This is a genomic window from Longispora sp. NPDC051575 (assembly GCF_040681875.1).
Classification (GTDB): Bacteria; Actinomycetota; Actinomycetes; order Mycobacteriales; family Micromonosporaceae; genus Longispora.
Window position 1 is genome coordinate 40753 of record NZ_JBFAZP010000019.1, and the last position, 14285, is coordinate 55037.

16 protein-coding genes and 2 pseudogenes are annotated in these 14285 nt (G+C 65.3%); 2 read left to right on the top strand and 16 right to left on the bottom strand.

The features are described 5' to 3' along the window. Positions 1 to 763: 763 nt before the first annotated feature. From AB0M43_RS37265 to AB0M43_RS37315, 11 genes and pseudogenes are all read right to left on the bottom strand, one after another. A complete protein-coding gene (locus AB0M43_RS37265; RefSeq protein WP_363732045.1) occupies positions 764 to 1969 on the bottom strand; it encodes an ABC transporter permease in 1206 nt (401 codons plus the stop codon). Next, positions 1966 to 2631: an ABC transporter ATP-binding protein gene (locus AB0M43_RS37270; protein ID WP_363732047.1), complete on the bottom strand. Its 666-nt coding sequence runs from the start codon at positions 2629 to 2631 to the stop codon at positions 1966 to 1968. The genes AB0M43_RS37265 and AB0M43_RS37270 overlap by 4 nt, the downstream gene beginning before the upstream one ends. Next, entirely contained in the window at positions 2628 to 3881 is a 1254-nt protein-coding gene (locus AB0M43_RS37275) for a peptidoglycan-binding protein (protein WP_363732048.1), read from the bottom strand. The genes AB0M43_RS37270 and AB0M43_RS37275 overlap by 4 nt, the downstream gene beginning before the upstream one ends. A gap of 5 nt (positions 3882 to 3886) precedes the next feature. Continuing rightward, on the bottom strand, positions 3887 to 4741 hold the full coding sequence (locus AB0M43_RS37280; RefSeq protein ID WP_363732049.1) for a hypothetical protein: 855 nt from the start codon (positions 4739 to 4741) through the stop codon (positions 3887 to 3889). 103 nt (positions 4742 to 4844) lie between these two features. Further along, positions 4845 to 5276 carry a hypothetical protein gene (locus AB0M43_RS37285; protein ID WP_363732052.1) on the bottom strand — a complete coding sequence of 144 codons (432 nt, stop codon included), beginning with the start codon at positions 5274 to 5276 and terminating at the stop codon, positions 4845 to 4847. Positions 5277 to 5489: 213 nt separating this feature from the next. Next, a complete protein-coding gene (locus AB0M43_RS37290; RefSeq protein WP_363732054.1) occupies positions 5490 to 5933 on the bottom strand; it encodes a hypothetical protein in 444 nt (147 codons plus the stop codon). 111 nt (positions 5934 to 6044) lie between these two features. Next, positions 6045 to 6449 carry a hypothetical protein gene (locus tag AB0M43_RS37295; RefSeq protein WP_363732057.1) on the bottom strand — a complete coding sequence of 135 codons (405 nt, stop codon included), beginning with the start codon at positions 6447 to 6449 and terminating at the stop codon, positions 6045 to 6047. 371 nt (positions 6450 to 6820) lie between these two features. Next, positions 6821 to 7033, bottom strand: coding sequence for a hypothetical protein (locus AB0M43_RS37300; protein WP_363732060.1), 213 nt, complete (start codon positions 7031 to 7033; stop codon positions 6821 to 6823). Continuing rightward, positions 7030 to 7851 carry a hypothetical protein gene (locus AB0M43_RS37305; protein ID WP_363732083.1) on the bottom strand — a complete coding sequence of 274 codons (822 nt, stop codon included), beginning with the start codon at positions 7849 to 7851 and terminating at the stop codon, positions 7030 to 7032. Before AB0M43_RS37305 ends, AB0M43_RS37300 begins: the two co-directional genes overlap by 4 nt. Before the next feature lie 48 nt (positions 7852 to 7899). After that, a pseudogene (locus AB0M43_RS37310) lies at positions 7900 to 8702 on the bottom strand (error-prone DNA polymerase); the annotation flags it as partial. 27 nt (positions 8703 to 8729) lie between these two features. Then, positions 8730 to 8919: pseudogene (locus tag AB0M43_RS37315) on the bottom strand (transposase); the annotation flags it as partial. A gap of 580 nt (positions 8920 to 9499) precedes the next feature. On the opposite strand from AB0M43_RS37315, the gene AB0M43_RS37320 reads away from it, so the two are divergent. Further along, complete coding sequence (locus tag AB0M43_RS37320; RefSeq protein WP_363732062.1) at positions 9500 to 9844, top strand: ankyrin repeat domain-containing protein; 345 nt, start codon at positions 9500 to 9502, stop codon at positions 9842 to 9844. Between the two features lie 594 nt (positions 9845 to 10438). On the opposite strand, the gene AB0M43_RS37325 is transcribed toward AB0M43_RS37320, so the two are convergent. The 5 genes from AB0M43_RS37325 to AB0M43_RS37345 form a co-directional block, all read right to left on the bottom strand. Next, positions 10439 to 10627 (bottom strand): hypothetical protein, encoded by a 189-nt coding sequence (locus AB0M43_RS37325; RefSeq protein ID WP_363732065.1) that lies wholly within the window; start codon positions 10625 to 10627, stop codon positions 10439 to 10441. Between the two features lie 210 nt (positions 10628 to 10837). After that, complete coding sequence (locus AB0M43_RS37330) at positions 10838 to 11248, bottom strand: STAS domain-containing protein (protein ID WP_363732068.1); 411 nt, start codon at positions 11246 to 11248, stop codon at positions 10838 to 10840. 224 nt (positions 11249 to 11472) lie between these two features. After that, entirely contained in the window at positions 11473 to 11838 is a 366-nt protein-coding gene (locus AB0M43_RS37335; protein WP_363732071.1) for a hypothetical protein, read from the bottom strand. 3 nt (positions 11839 to 11841) lie between these two features. Beyond that, the gene (locus AB0M43_RS37340; protein WP_363732073.1) at positions 11842 to 12180 is read right to left on the bottom strand and encodes a MerR family transcriptional regulator; all 339 of its coding nucleotides are present in this window, start codon (positions 12178 to 12180) and stop codon (positions 11842 to 11844) included. A gap of 151 nt (positions 12181 to 12331) precedes the next feature. Beyond that, positions 12332 to 12814: an Hsp20/alpha crystallin family protein gene (locus AB0M43_RS37345; RefSeq protein ID WP_363732076.1), complete on the bottom strand. Its 483-nt coding sequence runs from the start codon at positions 12812 to 12814 to the stop codon at positions 12332 to 12334. 406 nt (positions 12815 to 13220) lie between these two features. On the opposite strand from AB0M43_RS37345, the gene AB0M43_RS37350 reads away from it, so the two are divergent. Then, positions 13221 to 13448: a hypothetical protein gene (locus AB0M43_RS37350; protein ID WP_363732078.1), complete on the top strand. Its 228-nt coding sequence runs from the start codon at positions 13221 to 13223 to the stop codon at positions 13446 to 13448. Positions 13449 to 14285 lie beyond the last annotated feature (837 nt).

A 14285-nucleotide genomic window follows, 5' to 3' on the forward strand; every position in this document is an offset into this window, starting at 1 on the left:
GGCGGACCCGTCTGCCCTCCGACCGCGCGAGCGCCCCGATGACGACGACGGGCGTGCCCCGTTTTCTGCGCCTTGATTGGGTGCTAGTCGGTTCACTTCTCCGGGCCTAGGTGTTGCGCGGTGGTTGATGCCGGGCTAGCGCTAGCAACTTTCTGGCTGGTTGAGCGTTCCATCTGGCCAACGGCGCCGACCTACTAACTCGGTGTGTCACCGGAGCCAGTCGAGTAGGTCCGTTTTGGGATGCCCGTCCCCTATCGCTGGCGCGAGTTGGACGTCAGCCGTGCGGGCCGGTCGTGGGCGGTGTGGGGCTTGGTGCGCTTGACCACTGCTCTTTGTCGGTTTAGGGGGAGCGAGGCGCCGCCTCCATGCGACCGCTGCGACCCAGCAGCAGAGTGCCGCTACGGTGAGGACGACCAGGAATCCCATCATGTGTGAAGTGTAGAGGTCTTGCTTCCCTGCTCAAAGGCCGCCTATCGAGCACGGTCACCCTATGTTGAGGGTCATGCAGGGCAAATCCAGCGCGTTCTGGTGGGCTGAGGTGCTCAGCTGCATGCACCTGACTTCAAGCGATGTATCACACAATAAAATGACTTCAAGGTATATATCAGCGAAAAGCGGTTGTCGATGGCAACTGGGAGACGGCGTGGTGCCTTTGCTCGGGCTGGATATAAACGGCATCCTCTTGCGAGGAGGGACGATCGTCCGGCGCGCCGCGATCGACCTCCATAAGGTTGGTCGGTCTAGTGCGGTGTGCTTCGTGCGACTACCGGCGAAGCGCCTCGACAGGTTCGACCTTAGCCGCCCGGAGCGCGGGGTAGACGCCAGCGAGAAGGCCGACGAGCGTACCTGCCAGCGGTGCGGGTAGCACCGCCCATGGCTCGAGAACGGGTGTCCAATCCCTGGTGACGGCAACTGTGACCACAACCCCGATACCGAGACTGGTTCCGGCGAGGCCGCCCAGAGTGCCCAGAGCTGAACTTTCGGTGAGAAACTGCAGTGCCACGTGTCGGCCTCGGGCACCGAGTGCTCGCCTGAGACCGATTTCAGGTACCCGTTCCAAGACAGCGACGAGTGTGGTGTTGGCAATGCCAACGGCGCCGATGACCAAACACACCGCGGCGAGGATAAGAAACAGGGTGTTTAGGTCATCGCCAATGTTGTCTTGGAGGCTTCGCGGGTCAGGGGGTGCGGTGACTTTGAGACGTTCGGGGGCGTCGGGCCGCAGGGCCAGGCCAGCTTGGCTCGCGACCACTTGGGCGGCGCCGAGTCTGGTTGTGATGAGCATTTTGGGGTCGAGGGTCTCGCCTTGTTTGTGGGGCCACAAATCTTCCGCGGTCCTGCGTGGAACGGTGATCGAGAGGAGCAGTTCGGGCCTGCGTTGCACGTCGTCGATGAGTCCTATGACCGTGAATGGTATGTCGCCAATGAAGATCGCCGGCTGGTCCTCGATCCGAGTAACACCGAGTCGGTGAGCGACGGATGTGCCGAGTACGGCGACGTGGTCGGCTCGCGTGTCGTGTCCGGAGTCGAAGACACGGCCATTTGCGAGGTGGACGCCTGATGCGGGTAGGAGTCCGGGGCTGGCGGCGATGATCTGTTGGGTGTCGGGGTTTCGTCCCGGTAGTGGGACGCCTGCGACTGAGCCGGTCCGCCCGGCGGGGACCGTCCAGTACACGCCGCAATCGACCACGCCGTTGATCGCGTTGACGCGTTGTTCAGCGTCGGAAGGAAACGGTGGGTCGGTGTGAGCGGAGGGGTCGGAGTCTGTGACAGTGACTTCCGTGGCGGCTTGGGCCGTGAATCGCTTGCTGATCTGCCCGGTGGCGGTCGCGGTGAGTCCCAGAACGGCGACGAACGCCCCGACACCCAGGACCGTGCCAAAGGTGGTCAGGAGCGTGCGTGCTGGCCGTTGGAGAATCCCGGAGACCGCCTCACCGAGCAGATCGGTGGTTCTGAGTTTTGATCTCACGTCGTCAGCACCCCGTCTCGGATGCTGACCTGGCGCTGGGCGCGTGAGGACACGGCCTGGTCGTGCGTGATCATGAGTACGGTCATGCCTTCGCCGTGCAGACCGTCGATCAGGTCGAGAACGTTTGCTGCGTTGGCGCTGTCAAGGTTGCCAGTAGGTTCGTCGCAAAGGAGAAGGCTCGGGTCGGCCGCCAGAGCGCGGGCGATGGCCACACGTTGTCGTTCTCCGCCCGACAGTCTACTGGGCTCAGAGTCCAACCTGTGGCCCATCCCGACCCGGTGTAGGGCTTCTCGCGCGCGGGCAGTGCGCTGTTTGGCTGGCACGCCACGGTAGAGTTGCGCCAAGGCGACGTTCTCAACCGCTGTGCGTTGTGCCAGTAGGTGGAAGGCTTGGAAAACGAAGCCGATGCGGTGGGCGCGTAGTGCGGTTCGCTTGTGATCCTTCAGTGACGCTGTGTCTACCCCGTCGAGCAGAAACCTACCTTCGGTCGGCCGGTCGAGCAGGCCGAGTACGTTGAGGAGTGTGGATTTGCCGGACCCTGAGGGGCCGACGATGCTGACATATTCGCCGCGTCGCACAGTCAGGTCCGCTGGCCGTAGTGCTGGGACAGGTGGTGGGCCCGGGTATGTCAGTCCTGCGCCACATAGCTCGATGACCGTCATCGTGTCGGCACGCCGATGATGACCCTGTCGCCTGGCGTGAGGGCTCCGCGTACTTCGACGTAGCCGTCGGCGCTCATGCCTGCGGTTACCTCCAAACGCTCCCTGGCACCGTCGGCTCCACGGCGGACCACATGCACCTTGCCGTCAGCTGAGGCGAAGAGTGCTGACAAGGGCACTACCAGTACTTCTCCGGCGGTGGCGGCGGCAGTCACGGTCACCCGGACGTTCTGGCCGGCCAGGGTCGCTGCGAGCGGTGTCGAGGGCGTGATCAGCATCGGGTAGCCAGAGGTGCCTTGGGCTTTGTCGGTTTGCAGCTCGCCGACTGAGGTGACGGCGCCGCGGGCTGTCGCGCCTTGGGTCTCTGCGAGGATTTCCACTGGCATGCCGGGTTTGACTCCGGCCTGTTGAGCCTGTCCAAGGAGTGAACGTACTCGCAGTTCCCCACTGGACAGCGTGATCAATGGTGCGGAGACTTCACCACCGATCTCCGCTTTGAGCCCCTCGACACGCGCAGGGAAGCTGGGCAGGAACACATACTCTGACATCGGAAGGATCGGCCCGGTGCGTTGGCGAAGTTCTTCCCTGGATTTCTTGGCTTCCTTTAGATCTTCGACCGCTCTGGCCTTGAGTACGGGGTCGGTCGCGTCATCGACGCCGCGCTGGGCCTGGAGCACCTGCTTGTCGGAGGCAGCCAGCTGCTTGTCGTCGTCTGGACCTGTCGGTATGACGAGATACCCCAGCGCGGTGTAGTGCGTGGTCAGTGCCCGCTTCGTGCCTTCGCCGAATACGCCGTTGGACTCTTGCGGATCGCGTCCCAGAGCCTTGAGCGCTGCCTGCAGTTGGGCGACGTCCGGTCCGGTGTAGCCCGGCCGGAGATCCCGGTAGGCGGGCTTGGCTCCTGGTAGTGCAAATAGCGGCCTTCCTCCCACTTCCAGGAGCACGGTGCCTGCCTCGACCAGTCCGCCTTGCTTGACCTTCAGGCCCGTGACCACGGCCTTGCCACCGTCTCGGGGTGCGGGAGTGACGGGGAATGTCTGGCCGGCAGCTACGTCACCCCGGAGCACGACGGATTGTTGCAGCACTCGCTTTTCCACGGGAGCGGTCAGGTCTGTGGCTGCCGGAGCTGCGGCCTCGGCGGCTAGTTGCTGCGGTGAACGGACCCACCAGGTTGCGGTGAACCCGCCGGCCCCAAACATCAAGGTGGCGACCACGACACCGATCAGAATGTTACGTCGTCGTTTGACTGTCACCGACTTCACCCCGCGGTAAGGATCGTGGCGGCATTTTTCAGGTGGGTGTCGTTTTCCGCCTTGTACTGCCGCAGCTTCTCGGAGTTGGTCTCCTGAGATTTCTTCTGGAACTCGACGTTCACCGACACCCAGGTGTCCAAAAGCCCGGACTCGTTCTTGCACCGTACGTCGGTCAACGCCGCGTCGATCTCTTCCTGGTTGGGCTTGGGGGTGCCGATCGACTTGTTGCTCCAGTCGACCCGAACGTTGTGCGGGGTGCTCCACTCGTAGCCGGCCTTCTTGCCGCACTCCTGCCACTTCTTGATCAGCTTTTGTACCCGGTCGTCAGCTGTTGATCTCTTCAACGCGTCGCGGATCAGGTCCTCGGCGAGATCACCGTTCGCGGACTCAGATGCCGTGCCGGCGAAGAGCGCTCTGATACCTTCCTTGCGGCAACCGCCTGCCGGAACGCCTCGGGCGTCGGTGGCAGGGATCGGCTGACCGGTGGTCGGGTCAACGCCCTGCAGCACCGCCGTGGCCTCCAGCGGGAACCTGGACTCGTAGGTCACCTCGACCGGTGTCGGCTTCTTGTCGTGGTAACCGAGCGTCCGAGCGTGATCGGCGTCGGCGAGCCCGTAGCGGTCATCCATCCCCTGGAACTTGCCGTTGCTCAGGTTCGCTGGGACCGGTACATCGAACCCGAACCGACGCATGCACTTTTGCGTCACGACTGCGACTGCGCGGGTCAAGGTTGTCAACTGTTCGTAGCTAACCCGGTACTGGTCGAGCGGGTAGACGGCCGTCTTGTAGCTGCCCGCCGTGACGACGTCTGAGTTCTGCGACTGGCTCGTGCAACCGCTCACGCCTACTGTCAGCCCCACACAGGCGACCATCAGCCACCGTGTCCACCGAACTCTCATCAGTACCCCTCCCACGGTTGGTGGCGGTCGAGTATCGACCGCCACCAACATCCCGACTAGTTACCTAGCAACCACGAGTGTTGTCGTAGTGATCCGCTTTGTCATTGAACTGGTTGCCGACGTAGTCGACCTCGGTCTGTCCGCTCATGGTCCACAAAGGCTCGTAGTCGGGGAACCTCGTCCAGCTGATAACCGGCACCGTCGGATTGCCTGTCTGGTGGTGTGTCCAAGAGCTCACGACGTCCCACCAACCGGAATAGAGGTCCTGATTCTTACACTCCTCGACCATGAAGAACTTCCACTTGGAGTTGTTCTGGTTCATATACGCGGCGTCATAGAGGCAGAAGTATCCGGTATTTGCAGACCTGCAACCCGGCTGGTTCGTTCCTCCATTGCCCAACCAGTCCCAGGCGAAAGCGGGAGTCGTGGCCGCCAAGGCGGCGGTCAGGCCCAGTACCGTCGCGACGACGACCCTGCCGACCTTGATCTTGAACATCTCTCTCACATTCTGCTCGATCAAAGGCGGCCGAGGGGCCAAGCGCTGGCTAAACACCCCGGCACACTGTAAATGCTTCGTCCATGCAAACCGATCACGCCTTTAAGGCACAAGTCGCCTATTGAAGGCCAGTGGTACCGGAAAGTCCCGACAGTGGACTTCGGCAGTCCGTGACTTCAGCAACACTTTGACTATCGCCGCGACTTCGCTGTCTCAGCAGCCGTGCGTGTTGTCGTAGTGGTCGGCCTTGTCGTTGGCTTGGTTGCCCACGTAGTCGCTTTCGAGTTGACCGCTCATGGTCCACAGCGGCTCGTAGTCGGGGAGATGCCTCCAACTGATCACCGGCACAGTCGGATTCGGACCGGTCTGGTGATGGGTCCACGAGCTGACAACATCCCAGAACCCGCTAGGCAGGTCAACGTTCTGGCACTCATCGACAGCCTTGAAGCGCCACTTTTTCAGGTCGGAGTTCATGTAGGCCGCCTCATACAGGCAGAAGAACCCGGTATTCACATTCCGACACACGGGCAGATGCGTGCCATTCGGCTGGATGGGGAGGTCTGCCGATGCTGACCCGGGAAGCGCGAACGCCCCCAGCAGGCCGGCGAGACTCACTGCTACCGCTGACGTGACGCGCCCGACTCTTACTTTGAACATTCTTTCCACATTCTGTGATTAACGAGCATTGACCAGCGCAACTGGTGGCTCTGCGTCCTGGCTGCGAGATCAAGAAGGGTTGCAGCCGCGGAATTTGAAATCTTGGGCGCTTCAGCAGCCGCGCGTGTTGTCGTAGTGGTCGGCCTTGTCGTTGGCCTGGTTGCCCACGTAGTAGCTTTCGAGTTGGCCGCTCATCGTCCACAGAGGCTCGTAGTCGGGATACCGAGTCCAGCTGATCACCGGCACAGTCGGATTGCCCGTCTGGTGATGCGTCCACGAACTCACAACATCCCAGAAGGCGACGGGCATGTCGATGTTCCGGCACACGTCTACGGCCAAGAACCGCCACCTCTTCAGGTCTGCGTTGTGGTCCGCCGCCTCATACAGGCAGAAGAAGCCTGAGTTGGGCTGTCGACACAGATCCAGATGCGTACCGTTGACTCCTAGGAAGTCTTGGGCTGACGCTGAGCCGGGCATGGTCACGGCCCCCATCGCGCCGGCAATCGCCAAGGTCACAGCTACCCCTAGGCGGCCGAGCTTGTTATGACGCATGTTTCCCCATTCTGTGACACGGAGCGGGGGAAGACGCGCATGCGTTCGTCCAAGGCCCCCGCCCGAAACGCTGTTGCGGCCCGGAGCGTGCCACGACTCTGATGGTGCGCGCAACGCCCATTCCAGTTCGCCGTAGCCGTACCTTCAAATTGATCGACGGTGGTCACGTGACGAATCGGTCAGGCGTCATTCCCGGGCCCTAAAGTGGGTTACCCTAAGGGACGTGAATTGCATCACAGGGCGTTCGATTTGGTCGGGTATTGGTGGCGACAAAGCGAACATGACGAGTGGTGCTGTAGCGGTGAGCGGGGGCCTGTCGGCGGCTATTTGCCAGGTCACCGGAAGTCCCGTGAGGTGCTGGCGATCGGTAGGCCCAGGGCGGCGACGTGCTCGGCCGCTAAGCTGACGGCCCCATCGGCGGACTGAAGCTGGTCCCGGATGATCAGACCACCCGAGCGGCGGATGATCCGGCCCTGCCGGGCCAGAAGCCCTGTGGAGCAGATGATGTTGAGGATGCCGGTCTCGTCCTCCAAGCTGAGAAAGATCACGCCTCCAGCGGTCTGGGGTGCCCGGCGGTGGGTGACCTGCCCGGCGACGGTGATGCGCGCGCCGTTGCGGTGCCCGGGCACGTCGGCGACCCGGCCACGCCCTGCTGGGCGAGGCTGGCGCGGAGGAAGTTGAGTGGGTGGTCGGTGGTGATGCCGGTGGCCCAGGCGTCGGCGCGAGCGACGTCGAGGGCGTCCATGCCCGGCAGCATCGGCGCGTCCGCGCCGGGTGTGGTGCCCGGCAGAGTTCCGGAGTGCGCGCGGGTGGCGGCTCCGGCCGCCCACAGCGACCGTCGCCGGTCCTGCCCGAGCGACTCGAGCGCCCCGGCGGTGGCCAGGGCCTCCAGTTGGGGGCGGGTGGCTTCGGTGCGCCGCGCGAGGTCGGTGATGGAGGCGTACGGTGCGCCGGCGGTGATCCGCCCGGCGAGGTCGTCGCTGATGCCGCGGACCTGGGTCAGGCCGATGCGCACCGCCGGCCCCGGCAGCCCCCACCGTGCGGGAGCGGTACGGTGGGCGGCGACGGCCCCGGTTCCTTCGAGGGACGCTTTCGGCAGGCTGGCCTGCACGTCGGGCCCGTGAACGGTGACCCCGTGACGGCGCGCGTCGGCCACGAGCGTGTGAGGGGAGTAGAAGCCCAACGGCTGCGCCGCGAGGAGCCCGGCGAGAAACGCGGCGGGGTACCAGCGTTTGCACCAGGCGGACTGCCACACGATGTGGGCGAAGCTGATGCTGTGTGCCTCCGGGAACCCGTACCCGCTGAAGGCTGCCAGGGACTCGAACAGTTGCTGTGCCTGGCTGTCGGGAATCCCGCGGGCGGTCATCCCGTCGAACAGGCGGGCCTTGAGTTTGGCGAGCTCGACCTCGGCGTTTTTCGCCGACTTGGCCCAGCGGAGCTGGTCGGCCTCCGCGCCGGTCAGGACGCCGAGACTGATCGCCAGCATCTGGACCTGTTCCTGGAAGACGATGATTCCGAGGGTGCGTTTCAGGGCGGGTTCGGCGAGCTTGTGCGGGTAGGTGACGGGCCCCTCGCTGTGGCGGCGACGCACGAACGGATGCACGCTGCCGCCCTGCACGAGCCCGGGGTGGACAAGGCCACGGAGCACACCAGGTCATAGAAGTTCTCCGGGCGAAGCCGGGGGAGCAGCGACATCTGCGCCCGGCTCTCGATCTGGAACAAGCCGATGGTGTCGGCGTCGGAGATCATCCGGAACACGTCTCGGTCGTCGGCCGGGAGCTGTGCGAGGTCGAGTGGGGTGTCGTAGTGGGTGTTGGCGAAGTCCCTGACGTAGTGCAGGGCGGTGAGCATGCCCAGCCCGAGGAGGTCGAACTTCACGAGCCCGGCGGAGGCGCAGTCGTCCTTGTCCCACTGCAGGACGCTGCGGTCGGCCATCGTCGCCCACTCCACGGGCACGACATCGATGACGGGCTTGTCGCAGATCACTATCCCGCCCGAGTGGATCCCGAGATGACACGGGTGCCCGCGAAGCTGTTCTGCGTAGACGGCCACGTCCTGGGGCAGGGCTTCTGCGGGGTCTGTCGCGGCCGGTTGGTCGGTAAGTGGGGTGCCGCCGTGGCGGGGCCGGTCACGTGACCAGGCGTCGGCCTGTCCGACGGAGTAGGCCAACGCGCGGGGGACGTCGCGGATCGCCGACCTAGTCCGGTACGTGATCACGTTGGCGACCAAGGCCGTGAGCCGGAACAGGACCTCGCGGGCGGCGTCGCGGTCGGACATGGAGGCCGGGGTGACCATCACGAGGAGCGGCAGGCCGCAGGTGTCGACGACCAGATGCCGTTTGCGGCCGTTGATCTTCTTCGCCGGGTTCGAAGCCGCGGGTGGCCTTGCCGACTGTCTCGGACGCTTTCACCGACTGAGAATCGATGACGACCGCGACGGCGTCGGGGTTACGGCCCGAGGTCGTGCGGACCTGCTGTCGGAGCTCGTCGCGCAGGACGCCGAGAACACCACTGGCGGCCACCAGCAAGGGAGCCCGACACGTGAGTAGCGACGGCATCCGTCAATGATAAATACATCACAATAGAAGCGGCTATGGGGTGATATAAGTCAACAGTTGGTTGATTCACCCTGACGGCGCCGCCACGCCCTCGTCCGATACCGTGCCAAAAATAACACCGCCGACGCCCGCCGATCCAGACCCACAATCCAACCCGACCGACACTCCGGACACTCTGCCGTCGGCATCTCCGCAACCAACGCGACCCCGACCCGCAACCGGCGTGCCAGACGCCAATGCCGCGCCCGACACGACGCCGAACAAAACACCCGACCCCGACCCACCCGAACCGGCAGCACCTCACCACAGGCTCGACAGCACCGACGATCCGGGACCGCGCCCTGAAGGCCTCCCCGACCTGGCGTCGGCAGCAGTCGGCCACCCATTCACCCAGCGTAGATCCCCCGGAAGGTACGTTGCAGTAGGCAACGTCGATCAACCCCGAGAAGGAACCGCCATGTTCGACTGGTCGCCCGCCCATCAGGCCGTCGAACAGTCCGACATACCCCGACTCAAGGAACTACTCGACGCAGGCCACGACGTCGAAGACGACGACGGCCACGGCTGGACACTGCTCCGACACGCCCTCGACGTCGAACACGACGGCCACTGCCAGACCGGCCAACCCCTAACGGCAGACCTCACCGCCTACCTACTCGCCCGCGGCGCCGACCCACAACGCCCCTGCAACGGCATGCCCGTCGTCGTCGAGGCCGAGATCCGAGGCCACTGGCTCGCCGCCGAAATCATGCGCGCCTGGATCAACCACACCCAACCACCGAACGCACCATACCTCAGCTAGCCCAAACCAGATCAATTCATTCCAGGTTCCGAGACGGGCACTCAATGACACTCCGCCACGCCAGGCCCTGATTGCTGAGACACAGCCAGATCCACCGGGAACAGACACCGACAAGTGCACCCGGACACCCGATAAGCAGCCCGACACCTTCATCCGGACACTGACACGCTCAAGCGGACCTGACACCAGCCGAGCGAGTGCTGCAACAGGTGAACCTGCCAGCAGTTGCGGCCATCGACCACAGGGCAACCACCCGATGCTGAGACCCCGGCCTGACGTCACTCCAGAGGAAGACGTCGGACCGGTTCACCGTCCGTGGCGGGACAGCCGACGGGCCAGAGCGACCACGATCGACACCGAAGTGAACCCCGGTATGGTGCTCAGCCCCGGCCCGCGCGGTGCACGGGCCGGGGCTGCGGTGTCTGATACCTCTCTTGGGTGGGTTCAGCGGTTGATGTAGGCGGCGAGGCCGCCGAGTTTCTCGCTGGCGATGAACACCGATCGGACGTAGGCCGGCTAAAACAGGTTTGTCCCTGGGGCTCCGACACAAGTACTGGGCCTTAACGTGCCCTGGACCAGCCGGCCAGCAACCGACTAACCACTCGCGGTGCTGTCAATAGCGGCTAACGCCAGCGCGACATCTGCTTCGCCTCGTGCATTCAGGTCGATCTGATATCCGAGGTTGCCAGAATTGAAGTCCTTCTCCCCGGAGGCGGGTGCGGCGTGCACGGGGATGGTGACCAGCCCGAAGCTGATCGATCCTTTCCACATCGGCCGCGGCATGTCCCCAGGATGCGCTCCGCCAACCGTGTACACGGCCATGACCTGGGAAAACGTGAGCCTCGTTCGACCCGGTTTTGGGCGTGTAGCCAATGAACGTCGCGTTTTCCATGGCTGTCCGCCGGTGATGAGCCAGGCGTGGCTCCCACGTCGCGGTCTGCCTGGCGGAGGCGGTCGAGGACCGTGCCGGGGTCCTGGGCGGCATTTGGCGCGTCAACGGTCTGTGGTTGGCCCACGATCGGTGGCCGCCGTGGCGGTGGCGGTGGCCAGGTCGTGGTGGAGGGTGAACGCGTGGGCGATGCCGGTCACGTCAAACAGTCGGGTCATCGCGGGTCGTAGGCCGGTGAGGTGTGCGCGTAGGCCGTGAAGGTGCAGGGCGCGGGCGGCTCCGATGAGGACGCCGAGTCCGGTGGAGTCGCAGAATGTCACCGCGGACACGTCGATGACGAGCCGGTGGCGTCCGTTGCCGAGGAGGGTGGCGAGTTGGCGTTGCAGGAGCGGTGCGGTGGCGATGTCGATCTCCCCGCCCATGGCCACCACTGACACGTTTCCGTGGTCGGTGGCGGTGACCCACGCCGATGGCGTCACATGGACCACCGGGTGCTCGGGCTCGGGGCTGCGCACGGTGTGCTCCTGTTCGCCGGGTCGGTGACGTGAACGCCGATCGTGCTTCCCGGCGCACCTGAACGTCACCCTAGCGGCCCGCGGGAGCTGTGACATCGGCGGCCGCAGCGTGGGATCGGGTGGGGCCGGGTGCCGGCCCGAGCCGGTCCGGGGTGCCGTCGTCACCGGACACCTGCGAGGACGGTCTCGCTTTCGACTGTCTAGACCTGCCCGAAAGGAGGACATCACCACGACACCCGCCAGACAGCCTCGCCGAGACTGTTGCTGTCGGCGAGGCGCGGTTCGCCCGCGACGCCCGGCACCGCCCGCCCCGACGTGTCGCCGCCCGTGACCGCAAACCGCGCGCCGAAGCCCGACCAGTCGTAGCGGGCGGGCTTCCGATGGCGGGGGAGAGCGGGATGCGGGGCCGGCTGGCAGGTGGGGCAGTGGGTCGGCCCGCCAATGGGTGCGTTGCAGACGGGGTTGGCGGCCTCGTCGCAGAGCAGCTGCCAGTCCTGGTAGGTGTCGGTCGGGCTGGGGAGCAGGTCCGACCAGCCGTCGCAGACAAGGTCGTGTGCTTGCAGACCGTCGTCGTGGGTGTGGCGTGCCATTGCCTAGACCGCCTGCCGCGTGTGTTGGGTGGGGAGTTGTTCGCGGAGTGCGTGGATTTCGGCGCGGGCGGCGGCGAGGTGTCCTTCGAGTTCGACGATGCGGCACGCGGCGGCGAGGCTCACGCCGGTGGCGGTGACCTCGTGGACCCGTCGGGCGAGGTCGAGTTCGGCGCGGGAGTAGTGCCGCTGGCCGCCGCTGGAACGGCCCGGGCTGATCAGGCCGTGGTTGCCGAGGCCGCGCAGGAAGGCCGGGGTCACTCCGGCCAGGTCGGCGGCGGCGCTCATCGTGTACGCGGGGTACGCGCGGTCGTCCAACGCACCCCGCACTGTCAGGTCGTTCACTCAGACCTCCTCATCCGTGCTCACCTAGCCTGCCCTGTGTGGAGTCGTCGGTGCCGAAAGGGTGCGGGGCCCGCCCGGAGCAGTCGGGCGGGCCCCGCTGTCGCGCACACGGCCCGGACTCGGGGGGCGAGGGCCGTGCGTGCGTCGCGGGTCAGGCGCCGACGGCGGCCGGCTGCCTGTCGCGGCCGTTGGCGGTGCCGCCGCTGATCACCTTGTGCCCCTCATGCCGGGAGGGGGTGCGCTCGACGGAGATCTGACGGGGCTTGGCGTGCTCGGCGACGGGGATCGTCACCGTCAGCACGCCGTCGGTGTAGCCGGCGGAGATCGCGGCCAGGTCCAGGCCGTTGGACAGGGCGATCTGCCGCTGGAACACCCCCACCGGGCGTTCGGCCACCACGTACGCCGCCCCCTCGGGGCGTTCCGCGCGGCGCTCGGCGCGCACCGTCAGGGTGGTGTTTTCCGCAGTCACCTGCAAGGAGGACTCGTCCACCCCGGGCAGGTCGAAGCGCAGCACGTAGTTGGCGCCTTCGCGGAATGCGTCCAGCGGCATCGGGCGGGGCGTGCGCGCCGTGCCCAACACCTCGCTGGTGAACCGGTCCAGCTCACGGAACGGGTCAAACCGCAACGAGCTCATGATCCTCTCCTCGTGACAACTCGTCTCCAACAACCAACAGAGCACCCCACACGGTCGGCGTCGGTCGCGGCGGTCGGGGACCCCGGCCCGGGTTCCGGACCGCCGTCATTGACGCCATGACCATGGACAGCCGCAACCCGCTTGAAGCGATGCTCGCCATCAGGCAACAGAAATACTAGACCATCGCCTACAGACTTGTGAAGCCTCGGGGGGTAGATACTTGAGTCGATCACGCGTAGCTAAGCCGGCGCCCGCCGGGGCGGCGGCGGTGAGTCAAGCTCTCGGCACCGCAGGGCTCTCGGATACCCGCGCACCGTGAGCCCGACGGCGGCCCCTGGGCGCTCTCGCGGAACTGTGTCCCTACACTCGGGCCGTTCCGGCACCCCAGGAAGAGAATTGAGGCGCCGTGAAGCTGATCGAGGCACTGGCCGACACGACACTTCCGGCCGATCCACCCGAGCGAGCGCTGGTGTATCTCAATCCCGCCACCGTGGGAAAGTTCGTTGTCGTCGCCCACGATGACGGCCACGTGATCATGATGGGCCCGGCAGGCCAGGCTGGTGTCTTGACCTGGATCGTCAACCGACGCTTCCCGTCCCGCGCCGATGCCCTGGATTACCTAGACACCCTGTAGGCGACCCCAGGCCGCGGGGAGCGACCGCCGATCGAGGGGCGCATGGCGCCCGGCCGGGGCTGGCTGGCGCGCCGAGGCTGCCGGCTGCGCGAACGCGCGACCAGGACGGCCTGCCGCTCCTTCCGCAACAGACCCTCGGAACACGCCAAAGAAAATCTGTAGGGGTTGCGGTAGACATAGCCTGGGGCTCGTGTTAGCTTTGCTCTCGTTGAAGCGAGCAAGAGTCCATGCGGGGCGACAGAGACTAGTTGCCCGTTCGAGTGGATAGGCAGGTCAGGCGTGTTGGGGCCGGGTTGGTGCACGGGGCTCCGGGCGGTGACACTGCCGGCGGCCACCAGGGCCGTGAACGGATCAGCAGTACGGCACAGCACTACCGCAAGACGTAAGACAGCACGAGGCGCAAGGAACTGTTCGACCATGCGTGTAGTGCACGCGAGTCAGGGCCGAGTTCGATGTCAGGGTCCTGACCGGTGAGTGGCGGAGAACGCTAGCCGCCCGACAAGCACGTGGCAGCACACAGGTCAGACGTGTCGGGACCGGGTTCGATGTGAGGGTTCCAGCCAAGACCAAGGCGGCCAGTAGGTAGGGCCGTGAGGTGCCGGGGCGGTGTTTTTCCGGACCGCCCGGAGAGAAAGCAGAAGTATCCAGGTCAGGCGTATCGGAGCCAAGGTCGATGTGTGGGCTCTGATCGAGGCCAAGGCGGCCAGCTAGCAGGGCCGTGAACGCGCAAGTGCACGTAGCAGTTCGTGAGGGTCGGGCGTTTCGGGACCAGGTTCGATGTGTGGGTTCCGATCGAGACCAAGGCGGTCAGCACGTGGGGCCGTGTGTGGATGTACC

Excerpts from the sequence above, each read along its gene's own strand:
- AB0M43_RS37290 (WP_363732054.1), bottom strand. The coding sequence starts at position 5,933 with ATGTTCAAAGTAAGAGTCGGGCGCGTCACGTCAGCGGTAGCAGTGAGT.
- AB0M43_RS37270 (WP_363732047.1), bottom strand. The coding sequence starts at position 2,631 with ATGACGGTCATCGAGCTATGTGGCGCAGGACTGACATACCCGGGCCCA.
- AB0M43_RS37285 (WP_363732052.1), bottom strand. The coding sequence starts at position 5,276 with ATGTTCAAGATCAAGGTCGGCAGGGTCGTCGTCGCGACGGTACTGGGC.
- AB0M43_RS37335 (WP_363732071.1), bottom strand. The coding sequence starts at position 11,838 with ATGGCACGCCACACCCACGACGACGGTCTGCAAGCACACGACCTTGTC.
- AB0M43_RS37305 (WP_363732083.1), bottom strand. The coding sequence starts at position 7,851 with ATGACCGCCCGCGGGATTCCCGACAGCCAGGCACAGCAACTGTTCGAG.
- AB0M43_RS37325 (WP_363732065.1), bottom strand. The coding sequence starts at position 10,627 with ATGCCGCGGCCGATGTGGAAAGGATCGATCAGCTTCGGGCTGGTCACC.
- AB0M43_RS37345 (WP_363732076.1), bottom strand. The coding sequence starts at position 12,814 with ATGAGCTCGTTGCGGTTTGACCCGTTCCGTGAGCTGGACCGGTTCACC.
- AB0M43_RS37320 (WP_363732062.1), top strand. The coding sequence starts at position 9,500 with ATGTTCGACTGGTCGCCCGCCCATCAGGCCGTCGAACAGTCCGACATA.